A 26,505-nucleotide genomic window follows, 5' to 3' on the forward strand; every position below is an offset into this window, starting at 1 on the left:
ATTTAAAAATGGTTTTATGAGCGACTATAAAAAAGGAAGTTTATCTCTTGCCAATGCAGTGGCAATGGGTACTGGAGTAATGATAGGAGCCGGGATTTTCGCACTTCTTGGACAGGTGGCAGAATTATCAGGAGAATATTTCGCCCTATCTTTTATAGTAGGAGGTATAATTTCAGGATTCAGTGCTTATTCCTATATAAAAATGGCCGATGCCTATCCTTCTGCCGGAGGTATTGCTATGTTTCTTCAGAAGGCATATGGTAAAGGAACTATAACAGCATTCGCTGCATTATTAATGGCTTTTTCCATGATTCTGAATGAAAGTCTCGTTGCCCGAACCTTCGGCACCTACACTATGCAACTATTCAATGGGAATGAAAATAGTTTCTGGGTTCCGGTTCTTGCTGTGGCATTATTGGTTACCGCTTTTGTTGTCAATATTTTAGGAAATGAGGTTATTGGCAAAACCGCTATGACCACAGCTGCAATAAAGATTGGTGGCATTTTAATATTCGCGGTGGGAACCTTATGGGCAGCAGAATTTAGTATTGGCTCGGCATTACCCTCAGGTGGCCCTGAAAATAAAGTTATAGATTACATTGCCTCACTTGCTCTTACCATACTAGCATATAAAGGATTTACCACAATAACCAACAGCGGGGGAGAAGTAAAAAATCCTCACAAAAATGTGGGGCGTGCAATTGTTTTATCATTAATAATTTGTGCAGTAGTGTATTTTATGACCGCCTGGGCGGTAGGAGCAAATCTTAGCATCCCTGAGATTGTTCAGGCAAAGGACTATGCGTTGGCAGAGGCTGCGCGTCCTCTATTCGGGAACTACGGTCTTTGGTTTACAGTGGGGATCGCCATAGTTGCAACCATTACCGGAGTTATCTTCAGTATATTTGCTGTCTCCCGGATGACCGCAATGCTTACGAACATGAAATTGATTCCGCATTCACACTTAGGGATGCCTGGAAACATTCAGCAACACATGTTGGTCTATATAGTGGTACTTTCGATTGCCCTTACTGTTCTTTTTGACCTTTCGGGCATTGCTGCAATGGGGGCAATTTTTTATCTCATCATGGATATCATTATTCATGTGGGGGTGCTGAAACATATGAAGGAAAAGGTAAAGGCGAATTCTGCTATCGTCGTCACAGCGATTGTAATGGATGTTGTTGTTCTGGCAGGTTTTATCTGGGTAAAGGTTCAAACTAATCTTACGGTAGTACTTGTATCAGCTGGACTTATAACTATTATCTTTTTTGGAGAAAAATTATTTTTGAGAGGGGCTAAAAAGAGATCTGATGAAGAGGAAGACCATAAACATCGAGGGAATCAAAAAGAAAAATAAATCTTACATAAAGTAAAGCTAGCGATCAAACGTGATGTAATAAAATAAAGAATAGGTCAAAAATTAATTACGTTCTCTAAAGTTTCATCCGTATCCTTGTGATCTCTTTTCGATAATTTAAACAATAAGGTAAACCTATCAGCTACGGCTCCCCTTATTTGTAATACTGTTCCTTCCTGCCCGGCAGAACCTCCAACCAAATGGGTCAAAATTGTTCCAAAAAGAACTAACGAAGCAATTCGAAAAGGAATGATCTTTATTGGCGAATGAAATTCCTCCAATAATAAATATTGCCCTTTACAACACTATTCCGGTATAGATGATACGATAAACCAATAATAATACCTCCTACTGGAAGCAGGGCGATAATCCAAAGATGTGTTTCCCTCCAATGGGTCGCCCAGTACAAGCTTAAAAGAAAAAAGGCAGAAATACTTCCGACAACAATTCCCAAAATGGTGCAGATCCACAATCATTTAACAAAATAAATAAGGAGGGGATTTGTTTAATTGACGTAAAACCGTCTAAAATTTTTGTTTTATATAATGATTCCACACTGGCTAAAGCCATTTTAGTAGAAGTCATTAGTTCCAGGAAGAACGGTTAAGGGCAGACCTCTTTGCCAATTGATTTGCAAAAATCATACAAAAAACAACCTGACAAACTTTTGGATAAAATATTTTTAGACTTGGGTTCGGCTGAAACAGAAAAACATTTTTCGACTTTTTCTAAAATTCAGGTTCTTCTGTATGGCATCCACATAAAATATACTATAGCAATTGCAACCCCTGTTCCACTAACGATAAAGGTAATTTGAGGACTGGCATAAAACCAGATCAAACCCGCCAATGTACTTGCCAACATTGTGGAATGCTTTTTAATTCTTCATAAGTGTCAATAGCAGTAGCAATGTCTTTTTTATCACAAATATTACTTATTCCCGTTTTTGAAATGCCTTCGGTGTGAATATCTATTTAGAAATTAATCACACTATGCAATGCCTCATCGGTATCTTTATGCATAAAGTTAGATTGGTAATTTATTGTGGTAGTAATTGATGAATGCCTATATAGTTTTTGAAGCATATTGATCGGAATTTTATCCTCTGATATGTTTCCAAAGGTATGTCGTGCTATGTGCATTGTGACTTTTTTTGATATTTCGGCCTGTTCTGCAACGGATAACAAATATTTGTTGAATTTTTTGTTGGCTGTTTTTGTTTTAGCATAGACATCTTTGGCATCTTTTAAATTTGCCTTTTTCATTTCAGGAAATATAAAATCATTATCATTTTGTTTATTGTCCTGATAGTATTCCAAAATCGGAAATATTTTACCGGGGATTTTAAGGGATAACAATTTTGAATTCTTATTCATACGATAATGAAGCCTTTCATCATAAATGTCGCTCCAGCGAATTTTCAATACGTCAGCTACTCGAATTCCAGCAAAATAAAAACTAAAAAGCCAAACATTTCGAGCGTGAGTTTCGTTATCATTCAGATTTTTAACGGATTCAAGTTTTATGACCTCATTTCTGGTAAGACCTATTTTTTCGGTTTCAGGGAATTTAATTCGTATTTTATCTGAACCGAAGGGATAGAGTTTTCTATCTACTATATCCAATTTAATAGCTCTATTATAGATAGTCCTAATCACTATAAGATTATTTACTATTGACCTTTCTGATAGGCTGTGTTTTTTACGTAAGTAGATTTTAAATTTCCTTAAAAATTGTTCATCTATTTCCTGAAAGGTAAGCTGCTTTGATTTGGAAAAGTTCAATACGTGGTTAACGCGAGCCTTATCGGTAGAGAGTCTTGACAATTTCTTATTTGCTTCTAGTTCATCAAGAAAATCTTTTGCAACCTCAAAGAAAGTATTAGACTCAGAAGAGGCGTACAGTTTCTGTTTTATTTGATTAGCGGATATATCCTTTTTCCCCGATTGCAAATCAATCAGCATCTTATTCGCTTCAGAGAGTTTAGTGGTCAGTAAGCCATTGAGACTATCAGCATTCAGATGTGATTTCCTGACTCGGATATTTCTCTCATCCCAATCTTTTAAATTTATATAATGACCTATATAATGATAGTTTGAACGGCGATTCTTTGTGATACGAATCGCCAGTGGACACAACCCTTCTTTATTGGGTTTTTTTCTAAGTACTATTTTTGCATTTGACGTCACATCTTTGATTTTAGAACTCTAAAGATAATCATTTTTGGTACAACATAGGTACAACAAATTTTGATTTTAAACCATATCTAATGAAATTAATAAAAATTACATTTCTGTTAATCAATTGATTATAAGTATGATTAGTTTAATTTATCGTTAAATACACAGGATTCAAAATCCAGTGACTTCGGTCGTGTGGGTTCGATTCCCACCCAAGGTACAAAAGCTCATCTCACGATGAGCTTTTTTTATTTCATCTCACTTCTATTAATCCCCTGCCGTTGCCCATCTTGGGTAGAAATTGTATTTTCGGCGCTAATCTTTATCCTATGTCTCAATTCTGGTTATATTTTCAGTTAGGCCTGGAACATGTTCTGGACTGGAATGCTTATGATCATATCCTTTTTCTCATTGTTCTGGTCGCCTCCTTCTCATTCCTCACCTGGAAAAAAGTCTTTTGGCTGGTCACCATTTTTACGGTAGGCCACATGCTTTCTCTCTTCCTGGCGGTGTACAAAATTGTTCTTGTGAACACCACCTGGGTAGAATTCCTTATTCCGGTAACTATCCTCGCCACAGCAATTTTTAATATGATCAATGCAAAAAAGAAAGAGAACAAGAACAATGTTGGTCTGCTTTACTTTAGTACGGCTTTCTTCGGAATAATTCACGGCCTTGGATTTTCTTCATATTTTAAAATGATTGCCTCGGGTACAGACAGTGTTTTTCTTCCCTTGCTGGAATTTGCACTGGGCATTGAAGCCGCGCAAATCATTGTAGTATTAGGTGTGCTGCTTTTGAGCTTCCTCTTCCAGAATGTTTTGAATATAACCAGACGCGACTGGATTTTGGTAATATCGGCAATCGTGATAGGAATAATTTTACCTATACTTAAAGAAAATTACCTGGCACTTTAAAATATAACTTCTCTCTATTAGATTAATTTTGCCATGCAGTAAATTAGTAAAGCCCAAAGTTTCAGCAACTTAAAAAGCTTTCTATATTGCAGGCGTATTTTACTACTATGCAAAAAACAAAGCAGCTTAAGTTTGACAGGGCCTATTTAAGGATCGCCAGGGAATGGGGTAAACTTTCTCACTGCAACCGTAAGCAGGTTGGCGCACTTATTGTGAAAGACAGAATGATAATTTCTGACGGATACAACGGCACCCCTACCGGTTTTGAAAATCCGTGTGAGAATGAAGAAGGATATACCAAATGGTACGTATTGCACGCCGAAGCTAACGCGATTCTCAAAGTTGCCGCCAGCACCCAGTCCTGCAAAGGGGCCACGCTGTATATCACTATGTCTCCCTGCAAAGAATGCAGTAAACTTATACACCAGTCGGGCATTACCCGGTTGGTTTACAACATAGACTATAAAGACAATTCGGGCCTTGATTTTTTGAAGAAAGCCGGGGTTGAAATAGAACAAATAACAGAACTTGACGGTTGAAAAACAGCAATAAAAAATACCTGCCACTACTACTGGGGTTTGCCTGTGCCCTTGGGGTACTCCTGGGTGCCGCTCTGGATTTTACCAGTTACAACTCGGGGACCTTTCTCAAGACCAACAAGAAAAAAGAGAAGCTGGCGCGGCTTATAGATTACATTGAATACGAATACGTAGACGATGTAAATATTGACAGTATTGTAGATGTTACGGTAAATGAAATTCTCACAGATTTAGATCCGCATTCGGTTTACATTCCACAAGAGGAATATGTAGACCTAAGCGCAAGTATGAAGGGCGACTTTGTAGGCATTGGCGTGAGTTTTAGAAATATTAACGACACTATTGCAGTTATTCAGACTATTGAAGGAGGGCCAAGTGAAAAAGCTGGTATTAAGGGAGGAGACAGGATTCTTTATGCCAATGGAGAAGCCCTTTTCAATTCAAACATCAACGAAGATTCCATTACAAGTAAATTAAAAGGAGAAGAAAACACCCGGGTGCTTCTGAAAGTGCACCGGAAAGGAATCCCCGAACTCCTGGAGTTTGATGTAGAACGAGGAAAGGTAGCCCTTAAAAGTGTAGATGCAGCTTATATGTTAACCGACAAGCTGGGCTACATCAAAATAAATCGTTTTGCTGAATCTACCTATGAAGAATTTAAAAACGGACTTCTTAAACTGAAGGAAAAAGGTGCGAGGCAAATTGTGCTTGACCTGCGCGATAACCCAGGAGGATACCTTGCCGAGGCCACAAAAATTGTAGACGAGTTTCTTCCCGAGGATAAACTTGTACTTATCACTAAAAACAAAAAAGGAGCCGTAGAAAAGACCTTTGCCACAAAAGATGGAAATTTTGAAACGGGAGAGCTCTACGTACTCATTAATGAGAACTCGGCATCGGCCAGTGAGATCATTGCCGGCGCCCTTCAGGATAACGACAAGGGCATCATCGTAGGGCGAAGATCTTACGGTAAAGGTTTGGTGCAACGAGAAATGGCTTTAGGAGACGGCAGTGCCGTAAGGCTTACCATAGCGCGATACTACACTCCTACGGGAAGGTCTATACAACGCCCCTATTCTCATGGCAGTGAGGAGTATTTTGCCGATTACCTCAACCGTTATAAAAACGGCGAACTGGTAAGTGCAGACAGCATACATGTAGCCGATTCTCTGAGGTATGTTACCCCACAAGGCAAAGTTGTTTACGGCGGTGGCGGCATTATACCCGATATTTTCATTCCCAAAGACACTAATTTTGAAAAGCAAAGCCTCAACCTCATGCTTAGAAATGGGTATATGGACAGCTTTATTTTTGAAGTTCTTGAGCAGAATCGCAAATACTACAACTCCCTTAGTTTTGAAGATTTTATGCAAAAAGAATTGATCACCAAAACTACCGTTGAAGAATTCAGGGCCTTTATGAGACGGGAGAACTTTGATATGCGCTTTAAGGATTATTTACCCACTCTCAAGCTTTATCTCAAAGCAGCCATGGCCCAACAATTATTTGGCAGCACGGCATTTGAACAAATTCTAAATGAAGAAGATCCTGCAGTAAGAAAGATCATCGAACTTTCCACCAGCCCGAAATTTAAAGATTAAACCGCTTAAATTTTATCGTGTACCTTGGTATGTTCTCCTCCATTCCAAAGTGTGAGCACATCGGTGGCCACTGCCGCACCACTGCCACAGGCAATAGCATACTGGCTTCTGTGACCTGCCAGGCTTCCCGCTACATACAATCCGGGGCGCACCAGGTGATCGTCGTTATATAGCTGGATTCTCTCTTTTGAAGTTTTAGCTTTCTTATGGGGTATAATATATTCCTCAAGCCCTTGAATAGTAAAAGGCCGGGCATAACCTGTTGCTATAACCACAACAGTAGAAATATAGGTATTCTTATTCGTGGAGACTTCAAATTTACCTTCCAAAAATGCTATTTTTAGCACCTTTTCTTTCTGAATGATCTCCACACCGGGATAAAGCGTTTCAAGCTGCTCAAGGCCCGAAGTGAGAATGTCTTTACCGGAAGTGCCCCGAGGGATTCCCAAAACATTGTTTAATTTCGCACTTGAAAGATGAGAAGCACGTTGATGTGCAATAAGACCTACTTTTTTACCGGCGGCAAAGTCTTTAGACAGACCAGAACCCAGAACAAGGGCACATGACAGGCCTGCAGCCCCACCACCTATAATAAGCGCATCATAATTCATTATTCGCCACTCTTCTTTGCGATGGCACGGGACATGAGAAGAATGATCATAAGAACCACCACAATACTCGAGGCAAGTATGCCAATCAAGGCAGTTTTACTATCTCCAGAAAAGGCATTTTCAAGATCTAAAAAAGTAGCGTTATATGCAATCAGGCCCATGGCCACGACAATTAAAATGTAGATGAGGACTTTCATAGGAAAAGGCTCTTAATATTTGTAGCGAAAAGTTTTACGGCTATTGCCAGTAGAATGACCCCAAAGATCTTCCGGATCACGCTTATACCTTGTTTTCCAAGGAAATTTTCAATTTTCCCGGAAGACTTCAGCACTATGTATACAAAAATAGTATTTATAACTATGGCGGCAATAATATTAACAGTAGCGTACTCTGCCCGCAACGATAAAATAGAGGTCATGGTACCGGCACCGGCAATAAGCGGAAATGCAAGAGGCACAACTGCCGAAGTTTCGGGCGCATCATCTTTGTACAGTTGAATTCCCAGGATCATTTCGAGGGCCAGGAAAAACAGAATAAACGCCCCTGCCACTGCAAAGGAATTCACATCTATACCAATGAGGTTCAGGATCTCCTTACCTAGAAAAAGAAAAGCGATCATAAGAACCGCTGCAACTATAGTAGCTTTTTCACTTTGTATATGCCCCGCTTTCTTCCTAAGATCAATTATTATGGGAATACTCCCAATAATATCAATAACAGCAAAGAGGATCATAGTGGCGCTGGCTATTTCCCTGAAGTTTAATTCCATATCCCAAAACTAGCTTGCAAAAGTACTTTGAATTGATAGAATACAAATTATACTTAGAAAATTTTAACAGAATTACAGCTGAAGTTAAGTGCCTGAAAAAATTATCTTTGCAGCATGTTTCAGCTTGGAAAAACTATAGTATCTGAAGAAATCCTTAAAAAGGATTTTGTGTGTAACCTTTCAGCCTGTAAAGGAGCCTGTTGTATTGCCGGAGATGCCGGCGCACCCCTTGAAGAGGTCGAAACCCACATTCTCGAAGATATCTACCCGTTGGTAAAGCCTTATCTCCGCAAAGAAGGAATTGAAGCCATCGAAAGACAGGGCACCTCAATTATTGGTGAAGACGGTGAATATGAGACCCCGTTAATAGATGGTGCCGATTGTGCTTATGTTACTTTTGACCGTAAGGGTACTGCCCTCTGCGGAATTGAGGAAGCCTATAACCAGGGAGATATAAAATGGAAAAAACCAGTTTCCTGCCACCTCTACCCGGTACGCACCCAGGATTACTCCGAGTTTTCTGCTGTTAATTATCACCACTGGTACATTTGCGACGATGCATGTACGCTGGGAAAAGAACTTCAGGTGCCTGTATATAAGTTCGTAAAAGAAGCCCTTATTAGAAAATACGGCGAAGACTGGTATGCCGAACTGGAAAAGATTGCCGAGAAACTAAAGCAAGAAGAAGCTGAAGGTTCTTCGGGTAAATAAACCTACTCCTTTTAACAGAGCTGTAAAGTCGATCTATGTGGGCATTGTCTCCCGCCAGTTTTACTTTTTACTGTCGTGAACATTCATTTATTTCCCGGGTGAAATCTTTCAACCTATCTGAGTATTGGGTTTAATTAGCTGAAAATAAACAGGTTGTATTTTGACGGTCCGGGTATTTTAATTATCTTTAGAGATCATTCTGCACTTTTTCTTCCCCTTAAGCAGGAGATTCCCCTTTTTAAATATTTGACATGCCTCTTCAAAGAGGCCTTAATTATCTAAATACTGGAACTATGAAAAAGATCTTTTATTTAGTTCTTGCCATTTTCTTTATGGCAGGGACTAGCACCGCAGAAGCTCAATTTTTTAAAAAGCTCAAAGAAAAAGTTGAAAAGAAAGTTGAAGATGCAGCAATCAAGAATGTATCTGACAAAGCCGCAAAAGAAACAGACAAATCCCTGAACAACTTATGGGCAAAACAGCTTGAGAATTCCAGTTTTTCTATGGGAATGGATATGGTTGACCCTTCAGAAATCCCCGCAGGCTATGATTTTGACTGGGAATACACCCTCAAGATGAACACTGCTCAAGGCGAAATGGATATGGTCTATCACATTAAAGAGAACGCACCATATGTAGGAATGAAAATTCCGCAGGCAGAGAATATGTTTACCGTCCTCGATAACAAGAGAAATATGACGGTGCTATACATGAATTCTGAAGGCAATAAAATGGTGATGGCCACCCGTTTCGATATTTCTGAAGAAGATATGGAAACCGACAATTCTTATGAAGAAATGAAGTTTAAAGAGATTGGAAAAAAGACCATTTTAGGCTATGAATGCCAGGGCTACCGCTCCGAAAATGCCGAAAATGTCTTTACCTTTTATGTGACAGATGAGGCAGGCGTAAGCTTCAGAAACCTTTATCAGGAAAACCAAAAGAATATTCCTGAAGGGCTTAATGCCGATTGGATCAGGGATGGAACAGGATTAATAATGGAAATGCAGATGAAGGACAAGAAAAATGCTGAAAAAAATGTTACGATGACCTGCAAAGGGATCGAAAAAAAGCCATTTTCAGTCGACACTTCAGAATATCAAAGTATGAATATGGGTCAAAGATAAGGTCGCAGACATAATATTTTCACAGCTTTTAGAGCAACCCTGACTCCAGAATTTTTGCTTTCTTCAAAATTTTGGCTCAGGGTTCTTTTTTGAAACAAATAATCCCGGAATGGCCTTCCCGGCTGCTACGCAAACATTTAGCTCAATTTTTAAACAGAAGAAGCAGTTGAGTTTTCTGAAGATTTTTTATCTTCAGGAAAATTACACCGCATGGAACACAGACGAACTTTCATTAAAAAGTCGGGGCTTTTTTTGGCAGCAGGCTTTCTACCATTTCCTAACTTTTTAGGGTTTTCAAAAAAGGATAAACTGGGAGTTGCCCTCGTAGGTCTTGGCGGCTACAGCACCCATCAACTGGCTCCTGCCCTGCAGGAAACCGAATACTGCGAGCTTCGCGGAATAGTGACCGGCAGCCCCGAGAAAATCCCTCAATGGCAGGAAAAATATGGCATTCCAGATGCCAATGTGTACAATTACGAGAACATCCACCAAATTGCCAATAACAATGATATTGATGTGATTTACATTGTGCTGCCCAATTCCATGCACGCTGAATATACCATAAAAGCAGCCAATGCCGGAAAGCACGTTTGGTGTGAAAAACCTATGGCAATGAATGCTGAAGAGTGCCGCCAAATGATAGAAGCCTGCGAAAAAAACAGAGTCAAACTGGCAATAGGATATCGTCTTCAGCATGAAAAGAATAACCGCATCATGATGAAGTGGGCCGAAACAACCCCTTACGGGCCAATACAGGAAGTGAAAGCCGCCGCCGGTTTTTATAGTAACAATCCCGGCTGGCGTGCAGTAGAAAAAATGGGTGGTGGTGCCATGTACGATATGGGCGTGTACCCGCTTAACACTTCCCGATATACTGTAGGCCGCGAACCCATTGCTGTTTCGGCAAAATCTTCAACCAGCAGGCCAGATGTTTTTGGGGAAGTAGATGAAACTATGGATTTTACGCTGGAGTTTCCCGAAGGAGTAATCGCCAACTGCCGCACCAGCTTTGGCGAAGGTATGAACAACCTCGAAGTGACCTGCAGTGACGGCTCGTATTATCTCCAGCCTTTCCAGACTTACAGCGGAGTAAAAGGAGGGACCAGCGACGGTAAAATTCTTGAACCTTTCGGAAAAAACCAGCAAGCCGTACAAATGGATGACGACGCCCTGTCAATTCTCAACAATAAGCCTATGATGGTTCCGGGAGAAGAAGGTTTGAAAGATATTATTGTACTCGAAAAGATCTATGAATCTGCTGCAAAAAATGGGCAAAAGCTAAAAATATAGACTTCTAAAAATGCCTTTTTTGACACCTGTTTCTGAAAAACTTCAGAAGAAAATTAAATGCTTCTTCAGGAAATTTTGCAGTTATAACAAACTAGCTCACAAACACATATACCTAAACCTTTTTCAGGCTTCAGAAACAATTTTATTGTGTTTTGTTGAAAACTTTGTTGAAAAGGTTTTTTCCCATGTAGGAAAAAACCTTACATAAATTACAATCTTTGAAAGAACCGTTTCCAACCAACTAAAACTCAATATCCTATGACCCAGTTAGAACCCATTTTACAGGAGAACAAGGACAGATTTGTGATTTTCCCCATTAAACATCACGATATCTGGGATTGGTACAAGAAAATGGAAGCAAGTTTCTGGACTGCCGAAGAGATTGACCTGCATCAGGATTTGAGTGACTGGAACAATAAATTAAATGCAGATGAAAGATATTTCATCAAGCACATTCTTGCCTTTTTTGCCGCTTCAGACGGAATTGTGAATGAAAATTTAGCCGAAAACTTCGTCAACGAAGTGCAATATTCTGAAGCTAAATTCTTTTACGGGTTCCAGATCATGATGGAGAACATCCATTCAGAAACCTACTCCCTGCTCATCGACACCTATGTTAAGGATGAAAAGGAAAAGAACAAACTTTTTAAAGCCATAGAGGTATTTCCTGCTATTCAGAAGAAAGCGCAGTGGGCCCTAAAATGGATAGAATCTGATTCTTTTGCTGAAAGGCTCATCGCTTTTGCAGCTGTAGAAGGAATTTTCTTTTCGGGCGCTTTTTGCTCTATCTTCTGGCTGAAGAAGCGCGGATTAATGCCCGGCCTCACTTTCTCTAATGAACTTATTTCAAGAGATGAAGGAGTACACTGCGACTTTGCTGTTCATCTGCACAACAACCACCTTGTGAACAAGGTGCCAAAAGAGCGAATTAGAGAGATCATTGTTGATGCACTTAATATTGAAAGAGAGTTTATTACTGAATCCCTTCCGGTAAGCCTTATCGGGATGAATTCTAACCTGATGACCCAATATCTTGAATTTGTTGCCGACCGACTGCTGGTTGAACTAGAATGTGAAAAGGAATATGGCACTGCGAATCCATTCGACTTTATGGATATGATCAACCTGCAGGGGAAAACCAACTTCTTTGAAAAGAGAGTTGGCGAATACCAGAAAGCAGGAGTGATGAACAAAGACAAAGACGCCGATAAGATTAGTTTCGACGCTGATTTTTAGGCCCCCTTGCCCCCGAAGGGGGAACTAATTCTCCTGCTTCACAAATGTGAAGCATACTTCAAAATAACCGCCTACACCTCCTCCCATCTTGTGAGGCTGAGAGAGGCATTTAAAATCTAAACTTATGTTCGTAGAAAAAAGAGACGGCCGCAGAGAACCTATTATGTTTGACAAGATCACAGCCAGGATTAGAAAACTGTGCTATGGCTTAAATGAACTCGTTGACCCTGTAAAGGTGGCGATGCGGGTGATTGAAGGGCTTTATGACGGAGTTACCACCAGTGAACTTGACAATCTCGCAGCCGAAATTGCCGCTACAATGACCACTTCCCATCCCGATTATGCGAAACTGGCGGCAAGAATTTCAGTCTCTAACCTACACAAGAATACAAAAAAGACATTTTCGGAAGTGATGACCGATCTTTACGAGTACGTAAATCCGCGTACCAATCAAAAGTCGCCACTTATTGCCGATGATGTGTACGAGGTCATTCAGAAGAATAAAGAACTGCTTGATTCCACGATTATTTACAACAGGGATTTTCAGTATGATTACTTCGGATTTAAAACCCTGGAGCGCTCGTATCTTCTGAAGATAAACGGAAAAATTGCCGAAAGGCCTCAGCACATGCTTATGCGTGTTTCCGTAGGAATTCATCCCGATGACATGGAAGCTGCGATCGAGACCTATGAGCTCATGTCGAAGAAATATTTCACGCACGCCACTCCTACTCTTTTCAACGCCGGAACTCCGAAGCCACAGATGTCTTCCTGTTTCCTGCTCACCATGAAAGACGATAGCATTGACGGGATCTACGACACGCTGAAGCAGACTGCGAAGATCTCACAATCGGCCGGCGGAATTGGTTTGTCTATCCACAACGTAAGAGCTACGGGTTCCTATATTTCAGGCACCAATGGTACTTCCAACGGGATCGTGCCTATGCTGCGGGTTTTTAATGACACTGCACGATATGTCGACCAGGGTGGCGGAAAACGAAAGGGGTCTTTTGCCATTTATGTAGAACCCTGGCACGCTGATATTTTTGACTTCCTCGACCTGAAAAAGAACCACGGAAAAGAGGAAATGCGGGCCCGTGACCTCTTCTACGCGATGTGGGTCCCCGATCTTTTCATGAAACGTGTAGAAGAAAATGAAAGCTGGACGCTGATGTGTCCGCACGAATGCCCGGGACTTTACGACATTCACGGCGAAGAGTTCGAAGAACTTTATTTGAAATACGAAGCCGAAGGCAAAGGCCGAAAAAGCATTAAAGCCCGTGACCTGTGGGAAAAGATTTTGGAATCACAGATCGAAACCGGAACTCCGTACATGCTGTACAAAGATTCGGCTAACCGGAAATCGAATCAGCAAAACCTGGGAACGATTCGTTCTTCAAATCTTTGTACCGAGATCCTGGAATACACCAGCGAAGATGAAGTAGCCGTTTGTAACCTTGCTTCTATTGCATTGCCAATGTTTATTAAGGGTAATGAATTTGATCATAAGGAACTCTTCAGGATCACTAAGAGAGTTACGAGGAATTTAAATAAAGTGATCGACAGGAATTATTATCCGGTAAAGGAAGCCGAAAATTCTAATTTCAGGCACCGGCCTGTGGGGCTGGGAGTTCAGGGATTGGCAGATACTTTTATAAAACTCAGGCTACCTTTTACCAGCGATGAAGCTAAAAAACTAAACCAGGAGATCTTTGAAACCCTTTATTTTGCTGCCGTGACCGCCTCTATGGAAATGGCTAAGGAAGCAGGCACCTATTCTACCTATGAAGGTTCACCTATGAGCAAAGGCCAATTCCAGTTTAACCTTTGGGGGATCAATGATGAAGACCTTAGCGGCAGATGGGATTGGGCAAAGCTTAGAAAACAGGTGCTCAAAAATGGCGTTCGCAACTCACTTTTAGTTGCGCCAATGCCTACTGCTTCCACTTCCCAGATCCTTGGAAACAATGAAGCTTTTGAACCATACACTTCCAATATCTACACCCGCCGTGTGCTTTCGGGGGAATTTATCGTTGTCAATAAACACCTCCTGGAAGACCTGGTGGAAAGGAATCTGTGGACAGAAGATGTCAAAAATGCCATTTTACGATCCAATGGTTCTGTACAAAATATAGATGTCATTCCTGAAGATCTTAAGGAACTGTATAAGACAGTTTGGGAGCTCAGCATGAAGGATATTATCGATATGTCCCGTCACCGCGGTTATTTTATTGATCAGTCGCAGTCGCTCAACCTCTTCATGGAGAACGCGAACTATTCCAAGCTCACCTCCATGCATTTCTATGCCTGGAAAAGCGGCCTTAAAACAGGAATGTATTACCTGCGCACCAAAAGTGCTGTAGATGCCATTAAATTCACTTTAGCAAAAGAGGAAAAGAAGCAGGAAATACCTGCGGAAAAAATTTCTGAAATACAGGTTTCCCCCGATGCCGAACCAGCATCCAAAAATGTCATTTTAGACGATGCTTCCATGTCACCTGAAGAGCTGCGTGCATTGATTGCACAATCTAAAGAAGCTGAAGGTGACGACTGTTTGATGTGCGGGAGTTAGGTTGAGTTTTGAGAAAATGATTAAAAAAGAGTCTAGAAACTAGAATCTAGAGTCTAGACTTTAAAAAAATTTTAGATTATCTAAACGAATCAAGTCTTGGCTCTTGCTTCTAGAAGCGAAGCGATCCTGGTTCTTTTTCAAAATGATAGTTACTTTCTTGATCATTGTTTATTGCTCATTGTTTATTTTTGAAGCTTACTGAAATAAATATTAAATGATGAACTGGGAGCAGCTGCTTTCGCTTAGAAAAGCAGGAGACACGAATAAAAGATTAAGAAAAGAACAAAATGCGACCCGCTTAGGATTTGAAGTTGACTACGACCGCATCATATTTTCTTCGGCTTTTAGAAGTTTACAGGATAAAACGCAGGTAATTCCGCTTTCCAAGACAGATTTTGTACATACACGGCTTACGCACAGCCTTGAAGTTTCGGTAGTGGGGCGTTCTTTGGGCCGCCTGGCGGGGCAAAAGATCCTGGAGAAACATCCGCAGCTGGAAAAAACCCACGGCTACCAAATGAACGATTTTGGGGCTATTGTTGCCGCTGCCGCCCTGGCACACGATATTGGGAATCCGCCGTTTGGGCATTCGGGAGAAAAGGCCATTGGTGAATACTTCAGCAATGGCAACGGCAGGCGTTTTCGGGAGTTGCTTACTGCTGAAGAATTTGAAGATTTGACCAAATTTGAAGGAAACGCCAATGGCTTTAAGATCTTAACGGAAGACAAACCCGGTATACCTGGAGGCATCAGGCTTTCGTATGCTACTTTAGGAGCTTTTATAAAATATCCGAAGGAATCCCTTCCGTATAAACCCACCGCACGAATAGCCGATAAAAAGTTCGGAATATTTCAGTCTGAAAAAGCCTTTTTTGAAGAGGTAGCCAATGAACTGGGACTTATTTCCACCGGTAGCGGCAAAAACCTGAGCTACTGCCGCCATCCTCTCGCTTTTCTTGTTGAAGCTGCCGATGATATTTGCTACACGATCATTGATTTTGAAGACGGCATCAACCTGGGGCTTATTCAGGAGGAATATGCACTGGAATATCTTATTAACCTGGTGAAAGATTCGATCATCACCAAAAAATACCACAACCTGCAAACCCGTGCCGACAGGCTGAGTTATCTCAGGGCCCTGGCTATAAATACGCTACTCACAGAGGCTGTCGAAATCTTTATGGCCAACGAAGATGCCATTCTAAAAGGGGAATTTCACGAAGCCCTTTTTGACAGGAGTAAATACGAAGCCCAGATTAGCGATATTATCAAGATAAGTATTGATAAAATTTACCAGAGCGAAGAAGTGATAAGCAAGGAAATTGCCGGTTACCAAATGCTTTCTCACCTGCTGGACACTTACACCACTGCTCTATTGCCCGAAAACGGGAAGCAGACAAATTATAACAAACTGGTGCTGAAATTAATCCCCGAAGCACATCATTTTGAAGATCTTGAGGTGTATGATAAGCTCATCAAAATTTGCAGTTATATTTCTTCGCTTACAGACAGTAAAATTGTGTCGTTGTTCAAAAAATTCAAAGGGCTTAAAATTTAATTTTTTGTATTTTGCAGAATAGCTTTCTTCGGAAGACATTTACCTATATCCCCTTATGAATAAACGATTACTTTTTGTACTTCCGGTCGTTCTGTTTGCTGCCGTTTTTGGTCTTTACCTGAGTTGTGAGAACAATGCACCTTCTGAAATTTCAGAATTAAGACAAAGACATGAGCATTTTTTGAAGCAGAACAAGCCCACCAAGGACAAGGGGTTTTCACGCCTCGAAAAAATTAAAAAAGGCCTGCCTCCAAAGAAATATTATGAGGAAATGGAGTATCTCACCATGAATCCTGCTTTGGGATATCCTGAACCCCATAAAGTAAGGGATTTGCACGAGCAACTTCAAAAACAGCGGCAAAGCAGGAGTTACATCAAAGCCCCCGGAGATAGTGAGCAGCACCCATGGCTCTCTCGCGGCCCCAACAATGTGGGAGGCCGTACAAGAGTATTATTATTTGACCCTAATGACACCTCGGGCAACCGGGTGTTTGCCGGTGCAATAAGCGGCGGCCTGTGGGTCAATGACAATATCACCCGCGAATCTTCTCCCTGGGAACAGGTAGAAGGTTTGCCTGCAAATTTGAATATATCCTGCCTTACGGTCGATCCGCGGAATTCTAATATCTGGTATGCAGGTACAGGAGAACAATATACCGGCGGGGACGTAGTGGGAACGGGCGTTTACAAAACCACCGATGGGGGCCAGACCTGGAATAAAGTTCTGGATGTAGAAGATTTTTCAGAATCGGGAAGCAGCACAAACATTCGGGCAATTGGGGGTGTCTATTACATCAATGACATAGAAGCCTGGGATAATGGCAGCAGCACCGAAGTCTTTATTGGAGTCTCTACTCACTTGTATGCCAATGCTCAAAATCCGCAGAATTTATTAGGCTTTTTTGAAAGAGGCCTGTACCAAAGTAAAGACGAAGGCGCTTCCTGGAACAAAGTCCTTGAAGAGGAATCTTTTAATGACTTTGAAACAGATGCGGCAGGGAATGCCTGGGTTTCCACAACCTATTCGCCGGGAGTGGAGAATTCTTTTGGCGGAAAGATCTTCAGGCGTGAAAAAGGTGCAAATACGAGCTGGTCTCTGGTGACCACCATTCCCAATGTTTATCGCACCGAGATAGAAGCTTCAGCCTTAAACCCTGATAAATTTTATATTCTTGCTGAAGACCAGTTTGAAGAAGCGTCGCTTTGGGTTACGACGAACGCTTTTCAAAATATTACACGGCTGAATGAACCCAATGATGCCGATCTTGATATTCCTCCTGATGATTTTGCTAGGGGCCAGGCTTTTTATAATCTTATGATAGAATCTGATCCTACCAACGATGAAATCATCTATGTTGGCGGAATAGACCTCTTCAGGTCAACTACCGGTGGTAATTCATGGGAACAGATCTCTAAATGGTCAGATAATGATAATCTTGATGAATTACCTGTTTCCGAAGTCCATGCAGACCATCATGTGATGAGGTTTAAGCCCGGTAATACCAATCAGGCGATCTTTGGGCATGACGGCGGGGTTTCGTTTGCCAACGATCTTTCAGCAGCAAGCACTTCGAAAGTATTCATCACTCCCGAGACCGACTATATTACCACGCAATTCTATTCTGTTGCCGTGGCACCAACTTCTTTTGCAACGGGCGACTACTTTTTGGGAGGCACCCAGGATAACGGAACCCTGCTGATTGAAAGAGGAAACCCTACTTCTATAGGAATATTGGGTGGCGATGGCGCTCATTCCTTTTTTGACCAGGTAGACACCGAATACCTCATTGCAAACCTGGTCTACAACGACCTTATTATTCTTTACAATTACGACAAAGATGGTTTTGCGCTTATTGCCAATAATGAGAACAGGGACGGATTTTTCATAAACCCGCAGGCCCTTGATTCCAATTTGGATATCCTGTTCTCAAACGGACCTGAAGGCGTACTCTACAGGTATGATAATCTCACTCAACTTCCGCTTTTAGGTGATGATGGCATTCAGCAAAATTCACCCATCGCGCCAAAAGTTTCTCTCAAAAATGCCCTTTTAGACAGTTCTATAAGTGCCCTCACCGTTTCCCCTTTTTCAACCCAAAGCAGCACGGTACTTTTGGGGCTAACCAATTCCAAACTCCTTAAAGTTGAAAATGCGCATGGCACTCCTGAAAATGCTACGTGGAAGGAGATCACCGGTCCAGAATTCTTAGGAAGTATTTCGGATGTGGAATACGGTGAAACCCCAGACGAAATCTATGTTACCTTTTATAATTACGGCGTAAAAAGTATATGGTACACTTCAAATGCCAATGCCACAAATCCTATCTGGACAAGTAAAGAAGGAAACCTGCCTGACCTGCCCGTACTTTCTATTCTTCACAACCCGCTTAACAAAGACGAGGTAATTGTGGGAACAGAACTCGGAGTTTGGGCTACCGAAAATTTCACCAGCAGCCAGCCTGTATGGGTGCAATCATACAACGGGATGAGTGATGTAAAGGTCACCGACTTAGATCTCAAAAAAGGCAATAATGTAGTCTATGCTGCTTCTTACGGGCGCGGCATCTTCTCTGGTCAATTTAAAACAGCTAAAGAAGAAGCAGAAGAACGCGGGGAAATGGTAGTTGAAGAGAACGTGATTATGGTCTATCCAACTATTTCTGGCGGAAATTATCAGATTGTATCGGGTGAGGATATAGAAGACATGCAAGTCTTTGTTTACAACATTCAGGGAAAACTGATACAGGTTGTGAAGACCCCGCTTGAAGCAAATGAACCCATTGATGTGAATATTGTCACTGAAGCTCCCGGAGTTTACCTATTCAAGATCACTGGTGCCGGAAAAACCGAAGTTCAGAAGGTGATAAAACTAAAAGACCTGGATCAATCTTAAAAAGAATACACTATTCCCACGCCCAATAGCTGCTTAAACTGAACCTTGGGGCCGCCGGTTTCCAACGTACCATCTCCGTCAAGATCCTGCTTAAACTTCACATCATCATCATACTTGAGATGTGAGCCTACGTTGGCTTTAACGTAATCATTCACCTGCAGGTCGAGATTGAGCTCCCAGTCAACATCAATATTTCCAAACTGGTTGAGGTAATCTGAATACAGCCGTAAACTATTACTGAGATCAATATTGTCAAAAATCTTTTTTGAAAAGGCGCTGCTCACCAGGAATCCCAGCTGGGTTCTCACCTTTTCCCCTTCGTCAATAATATTTCCCTCTTCGTCCTTAACAGCCGGCGAAACCCCGAACATACCTTCATTTGCCAATCGCTGGTCCAATACAAAAGTCGACTTTTGGGTCACCGGGGAGATATACACTGTGAGGTCTTCTTTTGGAGAGGAATATTCACTTCCTACCCCCACAAAGGCATAACCCGGGGCCATAAATTTGGAAATTGGGGTCTCGGTGTTGGGATATCTATACCCGAAAGAGAGCTGGGTGTTAAACGTAAATTTAGCCGAATAATACCAATTGGAAACCGAATCGCGCCGGTACCCGAAATTGGAGTTGATCTCGAGGTTATCTTCTGTCTTTCGAAGCTCCCTGCCTTCCTGCGCATTAAACCCATATTTTACTGCAAGGGTCGAATTCCAGTTTAAAAGTTCTTTCTGGTATTTTCTTCCGAAGAGACCGTGCAGTAAGGCAGAAAAAGAATTATTCCCTCCCGAATTCCAGTTAATAAAGGCTACTTCATTCAGGTTGACCCCTACTTTGTTGGTCTTTTTCCAGTAATTGATCTTTTCATTTACCACTGTGGTTGTATCAACAGCTGTGGTATCTCTTTCGGTACCGTAGCCAAGGACGGCAAATAATAAAAACGTGAGGCAAATGAGGGACTTGTGCATTATTTTAATTTTCTAAGCATTGAGTTAAGACACGCCTTAATACTTTCAACGTCAATTTTTGATTTTTCTTGTAATTCTTCCACTTTTCCGTGGTCTGTAAATTTATCGGGCAATCCCAGGGCGGTAATTGGGAGGTGATAATTGTGCTGCTGGGCAAACTCCATCACAGCCGATCCTGCCCCGCCTTTTATTACCCCGTCTTCTACAGTAACCAGCATTTTATAGCCAGTCATGATCTCATGCAGCAGCCCTTCATCCAAAGGTTTGATAAACCGCATATCGAAGTGGCCAATTGCTTCAGGTTGTCCCAGTTCTTCCAGCGCCTTTTCGGCATTCTTCCCTATAGTGCCAAAAGTAAGCACCGCAATAGCACTTCCCTCCTTCAGTTTTCTACCTTTTCCAAAGCTAATCTCCTCAAATGGCAACTGCCAGTCTTCAACAAAACCTCTGCCTCTGGGATATCGTATGGCCAGAGGATGTTTTAATTTTCCGGTTTGGGCAGTGTACAACATGTTTCTAAGGTCTACTTCATCAAGAGGCGCAAAGATGATCATATTAGGAATGCAGCGCAAATAAGCAATATCAAAACTTCCATGATGAGTAGCGCCATCTTCCCCCACGAGTCCGGCCCTGTCGAGACAAAAGATCACCGGCAAATCCTGAAGTGCCACATCATGAATCACCTGATCGTAAGCCCGCTGAAGGAAAGTGGAGTAGATAGCACAAAAAACCACAAAGCCCTGTGTTGCCATCCCGGCGGCAAGAGTCACGGCATGTTGCTCGGCAATTCCCACGTCAAAAGCGCGATCGGGGAAAGCCTGCATCATGTACTTAAGCGAACTGCCTGTTGGCATGGCAGGTGTGATCCCAATGATCTTCTCGTTCTTTTCGGCCAGTTCAACCAGGCTCAGCCCAAAAACATCCTGGAACTTTAACGGTAAATTCTCGGTATCATAGGGAAGTAATTCCCCTGTTTCGGGAAGAAATTTACCCGGGGCGTGGTATTTCACCTGGTCTTCTTCGGCTTTTTTAAGACCTTTTCCTTTTGTGGTAATCACATGAAGAAACTTGGGGCCTTTTATCTTCTTAAGCACTTCAAGGGTTTCTAAAAGACTCTCCAGATCATGCCCGTCTACCGGGCCAAAATATTTAAAGTTCAGCGCCTCGACCATATTATCCTGCTTCGGCTTGTAACCCACCCGCGCTTTTGTAAGATAATTCTTTAAAGCACCTACACTGGGATCAATTCCAATGGCGTTGTCATTGAGAATGATCAAAAGATTGGCATTGGTTACCCCGGCGTGATTCAATCCTTCAAAAGCCATCCCGCTGGCGATAGAGGCATCTCCTATTACGGCAATATGTTGTTTTTCACTGTCTCCCTTTAAGCCCGAAGCCAGCGCCATGCCCAATGCAGCCGAGATCGAGGTAGAAGAATGCCCTACCCCAAAAGTGTCATATTCGCTCTCGCTTCTTTTGGGAAAACCACTGATTCCGTCGAGCTGTCGGTTTGTATGAAAAATCTCTCTTCTGCCGGTGATGATCTTATGCCCGTATGCCTGGTGCCCCACATCCCATACCAGCAGGTCTTTTGGAGTATCAAATATGTAATGTAAGGCGATAGTAAGCTCTACCACTCCAAGACTGGCACCCAAATGACCTTCTTTGGAAGCAACGATCTCAATAATGAATTTCCGCAATTCTGCTGCCAGCTGCGGAAGCTTTTCAGGAGCAATTTTCCGAAGATCTACAGGAGAATTAACAGTATCGAGAATAGTTTTTGCCATAAAAAACAAAGGTACATTTTGAAATTGTATTTTTGAATATGCAATTAATTTTTGACGACGTTTATTTTATGCGGAAGGCCCTTGAAGAGGCACAACAGGCTTACGAAAAAGGGGAGATCCCGGTAGGTGTTGTGATTGTGGCTCAACAGAGGATCATTGCCCGCGGACACAATCTCACCGAACTGCTGAATGATGTCACAGCCCATGCCGAAATGCAGGCTATCACCTCGGCTGCGAACTTCCTTGGCGGAAAATACCTGCTGGATTGTACCATGTACGTGACTTTGGAGCCGTGCCAAATGTGTGCCGGTGCCCTTTACTGGAGCCAGATCTCCAATTTAGTGTTTGCTGCCTCAGATCCTGAAAGGGGCTACAGAAGAATGGGAGGAAAACTTCACCCAAAAACGAAGGTCAAAAATGGCATTTTAGAAGAGGAAGCTTCGCAACTCCTGAAGCGGTTTTTTATCGAAAGAAGGAATTTGAATTAAAAAATTCATGTTCTCTTCTGTTGCGAAATATGGAATTGGATTTTTTTAATATAGAATTCCTGTAAATGTAACTTCTGAAATATTCCCTACGGAATTTAATATCCCTGGTTACATTCGAGCCCGTCGGGGTCCTTTGGAAGCTGAAGCTTCCTGGGAAAGACTCGCTTATGCTCGCCCGTACAAAATTAGCAGTGCTAAGCATAATTAAAATTCAATTTTTTGAACCATACATGGGGTTGAAGAAAATCCTGAAGGATTTTTGACATTTTTTCAATCAAAAGAATCCCGAAGGGATTCCATATTTATTGATGATGAGCATAGACCTTTCGACCCCGACGGGGTCGTACCAACATCACAGTAGGGCCGGTATACAGTGAAATAATAAATTCAAAAACATTTGCAATCGTATTTCAGAATTTTGGATGTCCATATACCTTAATAAATAATGGGTCTATCTCTCCTGAATCTGAAGTTCAGTTTCTCCTGGGCAAGATCACGGAGAATTTTCAGGGAAACACATTTTGAGATTTTACATTATGACTGATGCGGCGTTCGCTTATTTATTTACGCCCGTAAATAAGAAATCCTCTTCAAAAATGTCATTTTTGAAGAGGATTTCCGGCTAATTCAACCTGCTTACTTCGTAATTAAAACCCAATCGACCAGCACTTCGGCTTTGCCAGATTTTATTAATTCTACGGTTGATGCGGGCAGACCGTTGTAAGGTTTTTCCACTCCGTTGGTCTTGTAGGGATATGCACCACCCAGAGCTAAATTCAGAATAAGGTATTTTGGGTTGTCAAAAGCCCATTTCCCATAATGTTCTACCATGGGTTTTGTCACCCTGTAGATCAACCTGCCATCCACCCTAAAATCAAAACCTTCAGGCGTCCAGTCTACCGAATAAACATGCCAATCGGTGACATCTTCTCCTTCAGGAAAAAAATACTTGTTCACCAAGGGTGTTTCCCCCGAATAACCGGGACCATGAAGGGCAACTCCAATCCAATCTGTTTCGCCCACGTATTCCATGATGTCAATCTCCCCGGTTTCGGGCCAGTTACCTCCGCCAAGTGCCCAAAAAGCCGGCCAGTAGCCGGAACCTTCTGGTAGTTTCATTCTCGCGGCTGCGGTCCCGTAAGTGAACATCACCTTATCCTGGGTGTTGATCCTTCCAGAGACAAAATCGAAATCATTACCCTTATAATTGATGTAATTGGGACTGTAATGGGCTTTGAGAACCAGAGCATCTTCAACTCCCCCTGCCTTTTCACCTTTTACGGTGAAAACAGTGGCCGAAGAATCAATATAGATCTGCTGCTCATTGTTCACCCAAAAATCGGTTCCCTGCACATTCCATTTTTGGCGATCGAGCGTGTTTTCAGAAAAAGTATCAAAGAACAACGTGTCTTTTTTGGCTTTCAACTCTACATGCTGTGCAAAAAGGTTTCCGCCAGCAGAGATCATTATCCCCAGCAGAATATTTTTAAAATTTTTCCTGTACATATCTTGTAACGTATTTAAAAAAGGGGTCTCAAAAATGTCATTTTAGAGCCCCCTTTTTGTTAATTCAATCGGAAGCTTTCGGTTTTAAAATCTATGGAATTTCCTCCTATCATCACCTGGAATTCTCCAGGTTCTGAAGCCCATTCTTTATTGGCGTTGTAAAACTTCAGAAGTTCATTGGAAATAGTAAAGCTCACCTGTTTTGTTTCTCCCGGTTGCAGTTCAACAAGCTCAAATCCTTTTAATTCTTTAATGGGTCTTGTAGTACTTGCCACCATATCTCTCAAATACAGCTGCACTACCTCTTTCCCGGCTTTCTTACCGGTGTTGGTAACAGGCACAGTGACCGTTAATGACTCCTGCGGATTCATTTCTTCTGAAGAAAGCGTCAAATCGCCATATTCAAAAGTGGTGTAACTAAGGCCGTAACCAAAAGGATACAGGGCTGTTTTCTCTTCATCGGTATAAGCTGAATAAGTAACATCGGAAGGATTACTGGGTCTACCTGTATTCTTCTGGTTGTAATAAAGCGGCTCCTGGCCCACAGCTCTCGGGAAGGACACCGGAAGTTTTGCTGAAGGATTGTATCTTCCGAAGAGCACATCGGCAATAGCATTTCCACTTTCGGTACCAAGCTGCCATGCAACTACAATTGCAGGAATATTCTCTGCAGCCCATGAAATTTCTAAAGGCCTGCCGTTTTGAAGTACCAGCACCACATTTTTATTCACCTTGTAAATTTCGTGCATAAGTTCCTGCTGAAGACCTGCCAGGCCAATATTCACCTGACTTCTACCTTCGCCGCTTTGAAACGCATCTTCACCAAGGGCAAGGATCACCAAATCTGCCTTTTTTGCGGCATCAATAGCAGCTTTAAATCCGGATTTGTCGGTAGTATTGATCTTTAAAGGCTTAAGGAAGGTGCGTTCTCCCATACCGAGATCGGCTCCCTTAGCGTAGGTGATCTTCACATTATTACCCACAGCACTTTTTAAACCTTCTAGGATAGAAACTGCGGAATTTGCTTCTCCCTGAGCTCTCCAGTTACCAATTGGCGTGTCTTTATCATCTGCCAATGGACCTATAACAGCGATATTCTTTACTGAAGAAGCTATAGGCAACAGGTTTTTGTCATTTTTGAGGAGTACAATTGACTTTTTTGCCACGTCCCTTGCCACAGCTCTATGCTCTTTCAGGTTGAGCTGTTCGGCCATTTGAGAGTTAGAATAGCGGTAAGGATCTTCGAAAAGCCCCAGTTTGAATTTCACCCGAAGAATTCTTTTAACAGCATCATCAATTAGTGCTTCATCAACTTTTCCGGAGTTAACCAGTTGGACAAGTCCGGTTTCATAGGCACCGCCTTCCATGTCCATATCACTTCCGGCTTTTACAGCGATTTCGGCGGCATGAGTAAGATCTTCAGCAAAGCCGTGGTTTATCATTTCGGTAATAGAACCCCAGTCTGAAACTATGAATCCGTCCCAATCCCAATCTTCCTTAAGAATGTCTCTTTGAAGCATTTTACTTCCGGTTGCGGGGGTACCATCAAGATCGTTAAAAGAGTTCATGAAAGTAGCAACCCCGGCAGCGGCAGCGGCTTTAAAAGGTGGTAAAATGGTGTTATGGAGTTCGTTCTCACCCACGTGAACCGTGTTGTAATCACGGCCTGCTTCGGCAAACCCATAACCGGCAAAGTGCTTGGCAGTGGCCGCGATAGTTGCAGGATTGGAAAGATCTTCACCCTGATAGCCCCTAATCTTTGCTTCGGCCACACGGGAAGTTAGAAAGGGATCTTCTCCGGAACCTTCCATAATGCGCCCCCAGCGGGCATCACGAGAAATGTCTATCATAGGTGCAAAAGTCCAATTGACGCCATCGGCCGCTGCTTCGAGAGCAGAGATGCGCGCGGTTTCTTCCATCACCTCAAGGTCCCAACTTGCAGTTTCTCCTAGCGGAACAGGAAAAATGGTTTTGTACCCGTGAATGACATCATAGCCAAACATCAAAGGGATCTTGATCCTGGAATTCTCCATGACCAGCTTTTGGGCCTCCCGCGTGGCTTCTACTGAAAGTACGTTGAGCATGGAACCTACAAGGCCCTTTTTTAGCTGTTCTTCCCGGTACTGGTTTTGATTTCCACTTGCAGGGCCGGTAAGGTCCCAGGTCCCGCTATACTGCACCATTTGCCCAACTTTTTCTTCAAGGGTCATGATGGAGAGAAGGGAGTCGATTTTTGTTTCAACGTTTTCAACAGAGCTTTTGATTTGTGAGGTTTGGGCAGATGCCATAGAGACCCAAAAAAGGCTAAAGAAAACTATATTTATTTTTTTCATTTTGGTAATTATATTCCAGGGGGAAAGTTCCTTCCCCCTGGATATGATTAAAGAAGTGGCTA

21 protein-coding genes and 1 riboswitch are annotated in these 26,505 nt (G+C 42.1%); of the genes, 12 read left to right on the forward strand and 9 right to left on the reverse strand.

From position 1 onward, the window contains the following. Positions 1 to 16 precede the first annotated feature (16 nt). Positions 17 to 1,360, forward strand: coding sequence for an APC family permease (locus tag VS868_RS06390; protein ID WP_266069687.1), 1,344 nt, complete (start codon positions 17 to 19; stop codon positions 1,358 to 1,360). A gap of 56 nt (positions 1,361 to 1,416) precedes the next feature. Here the strand turns inward: VS868_RS06390 and VS868_RS06395 are convergent, their stop codons facing one another. Together VS868_RS06395 and VS868_RS06400 are read right to left on the reverse strand one after the other, a co-directional pair. Beyond that, positions 1,417 to 1,641, reverse strand: coding sequence for a chloride channel protein (locus VS868_RS06395; protein ID WP_266069688.1), 225 nt, complete (start codon positions 1,639 to 1,641; stop codon positions 1,417 to 1,419). A gap of 287 nt (positions 1,642 to 1,928) precedes the next feature. After that, positions 1,929 to 1,993, reverse strand: a riboswitch (Fluoride riboswitch). A 341-nt stretch (positions 1,994 to 2,334) separates the two neighbouring features. After that, complete coding sequence (locus VS868_RS06400; RefSeq protein WP_266069689.1) at positions 2,335 to 3,549, reverse strand: site-specific integrase; 1,215 nt, start codon at positions 3,547 to 3,549, stop codon at positions 2,335 to 2,337. A gap of 320 nt (positions 3,550 to 3,869) precedes the next feature. Between VS868_RS06400 and VS868_RS06405 the strand changes: the two genes are divergently transcribed. The 3 genes from VS868_RS06405 (at position 3,870) to VS868_RS06415 (ending at position 6,597) form a co-directional block, all read left to right on the forward strand. Next, complete coding sequence (locus VS868_RS06405; protein WP_345599580.1) at positions 3,870 to 4,457, forward strand: HupE/UreJ family protein; 588 nt, start codon at positions 3,870 to 3,872, stop codon at positions 4,455 to 4,457. Positions 4,458 to 4,564: 107 nt separating this feature from the next. Continuing rightward, a complete protein-coding gene (locus tag VS868_RS06410) occupies positions 4,565 to 4,996 on the forward strand; it encodes a dCMP deaminase family protein (protein ID WP_266069691.1) in 432 nt (143 codons plus the stop codon). After that, the gene (locus VS868_RS06415) at positions 4,993 to 6,597 is read left to right on the forward strand and encodes a S41 family peptidase (RefSeq protein WP_345599581.1); all 1,605 of its coding nucleotides are present in this window, start codon (positions 4,993 to 4,995) and stop codon (positions 6,595 to 6,597) included. Before VS868_RS06410 ends, VS868_RS06415 begins: the two co-directional genes overlap by 4 nt. Before the next feature lie 5 nt (positions 6,598 to 6,602). Here VS868_RS06415 and VS868_RS06420 read toward each other — a convergent pair whose 3' ends face one another. From VS868_RS06420 to VS868_RS06430, 3 genes are read right to left on the reverse strand one after another with little or no spacing between them, the layout of a single operon-like run. After that, a complete protein-coding gene (locus tag VS868_RS06420; protein WP_266069693.1) occupies positions 6,603 to 7,208 on the reverse strand; it encodes an FAD-dependent oxidoreductase in 606 nt (201 codons plus the stop codon). Next, entirely contained in the window at positions 7,208 to 7,405 is a 198-nt protein-coding gene (locus VS868_RS06425) for a hypothetical protein (RefSeq protein ID WP_266069694.1), read from the reverse strand. The genes VS868_RS06420 and VS868_RS06425 overlap by 1 nt, the downstream gene beginning before the upstream one ends. Next, positions 7,402 to 7,977, reverse strand: a complete 576-nt coding sequence (locus VS868_RS06430) for a MarC family protein (protein WP_266069695.1) — start codon at positions 7,975 to 7,977, stop codon at positions 7,402 to 7,404. The genes VS868_RS06425 and VS868_RS06430 overlap by 4 nt, the downstream gene beginning before the upstream one ends. A gap of 114 nt (positions 7,978 to 8,091) precedes the next feature. Between VS868_RS06430 and VS868_RS06435 the strand changes: the two genes are divergently transcribed. From VS868_RS06435 to VS868_RS06465, 7 genes are all read left to right on the forward strand, one after another. Beyond that, complete coding sequence (locus VS868_RS06435) at positions 8,092 to 8,688, forward strand: DUF3109 family protein (RefSeq protein WP_266069696.1); 597 nt, start codon at positions 8,092 to 8,094, stop codon at positions 8,686 to 8,688. Between the two features lie 293 nt (positions 8,689 to 8,981). Further along, positions 8,982 to 9,815, forward strand: a complete 834-nt coding sequence (locus tag VS868_RS06440) for a DUF4412 domain-containing protein (RefSeq protein ID WP_345599582.1) — start codon at positions 8,982 to 8,984, stop codon at positions 9,813 to 9,815. 210 nt (positions 9,816 to 10,025) lie between these two features. Beyond that, complete coding sequence (locus VS868_RS06445) at positions 10,026 to 11,105, forward strand: Gfo/Idh/MocA family oxidoreductase (protein ID WP_345599583.1); 1,080 nt, start codon at positions 10,026 to 10,028, stop codon at positions 11,103 to 11,105. A 258-nt stretch (positions 11,106 to 11,363) separates the two neighbouring features. Further along, positions 11,364 to 12,341 (forward strand): ribonucleotide-diphosphate reductase subunit beta, encoded by a 978-nt coding sequence (locus VS868_RS06450; RefSeq protein ID WP_266069699.1) that lies wholly within the window; start codon positions 11,364 to 11,366, stop codon positions 12,339 to 12,341. Positions 12,342 to 12,465: 124 nt separating this feature from the next. Further along, a complete protein-coding gene (locus VS868_RS06455; protein WP_345599584.1) occupies positions 12,466 to 14,913 on the forward strand; it encodes a ribonucleoside-diphosphate reductase subunit alpha in 2,448 nt (815 codons plus the stop codon). 217 nt (positions 14,914 to 15,130) lie between these two features. Then, a complete protein-coding gene (locus tag VS868_RS06460; protein ID WP_345599822.1) occupies positions 15,131 to 16,471 on the forward strand; it encodes a deoxyguanosinetriphosphate triphosphohydrolase in 1,341 nt (446 codons plus the stop codon). A gap of 55 nt (positions 16,472 to 16,526) precedes the next feature. Then, complete coding sequence (locus VS868_RS06465) at positions 16,527 to 19,364, forward strand: T9SS type A sorting domain-containing protein (RefSeq protein ID WP_345599585.1); 2,838 nt, start codon at positions 16,527 to 16,529, stop codon at positions 19,362 to 19,364. On the opposite strand, the gene VS868_RS06470 is transcribed toward VS868_RS06465, so the two are convergent. Next, on the reverse strand, positions 19,361 to 20,329 hold the full coding sequence (locus VS868_RS06470) for a DUF3078 domain-containing protein (RefSeq protein ID WP_345599586.1): 969 nt from the start codon (positions 20,327 to 20,329) through the stop codon (positions 19,361 to 19,363). The genes VS868_RS06465 and VS868_RS06470 overlap by 4 nt on opposite strands. Then, positions 20,329 to 22,116 (reverse strand): 1-deoxy-D-xylulose-5-phosphate synthase, encoded by a 1,788-nt coding sequence (gene dxs, locus VS868_RS06475; RefSeq protein WP_345599587.1) that lies wholly within the window; start codon positions 22,114 to 22,116, stop codon positions 20,329 to 20,331. Before dxs ends, VS868_RS06470 begins: the two co-directional genes overlap by 1 nt. 38 nt (positions 22,117 to 22,154) lie before the next feature. On the opposite strand from dxs, the gene VS868_RS06480 reads away from it, so the two are divergent. Next, positions 22,155 to 22,604, forward strand: coding sequence for a nucleoside deaminase (locus VS868_RS06480; RefSeq protein ID WP_266069704.1), 450 nt, complete (start codon positions 22,155 to 22,157; stop codon positions 22,602 to 22,604). A 636-nt stretch (positions 22,605 to 23,240) separates the two neighbouring features. On the opposite strand, the gene VS868_RS06485 is transcribed toward VS868_RS06480, so the two are convergent. Next, complete coding sequence (locus VS868_RS06485) at positions 23,241 to 24,110, reverse strand: glycoside hydrolase family 16 protein (protein ID WP_345599588.1); 870 nt, start codon at positions 24,108 to 24,110, stop codon at positions 23,241 to 23,243. A 59-nt stretch (positions 24,111 to 24,169) separates the two neighbouring features. Beyond that, on the reverse strand, positions 24,170 to 26,443 hold the full coding sequence (bglX, locus tag VS868_RS06490) for a beta-glucosidase BglX (RefSeq protein WP_345599589.1): 2,274 nt from the start codon (positions 26,441 to 26,443) through the stop codon (positions 24,170 to 24,172). Between the last annotated feature and the right edge of the window lie 62 nt (positions 26,444 to 26,505).

This window comes from Salinimicrobium sp. 3283s (assembly GCF_039602225.1).
GTDB lineage: Bacteria > Bacteroidota > Bacteroidia > Flavobacteriales > Flavobacteriaceae > Salinimicrobium > Salinimicrobium profundisediminis.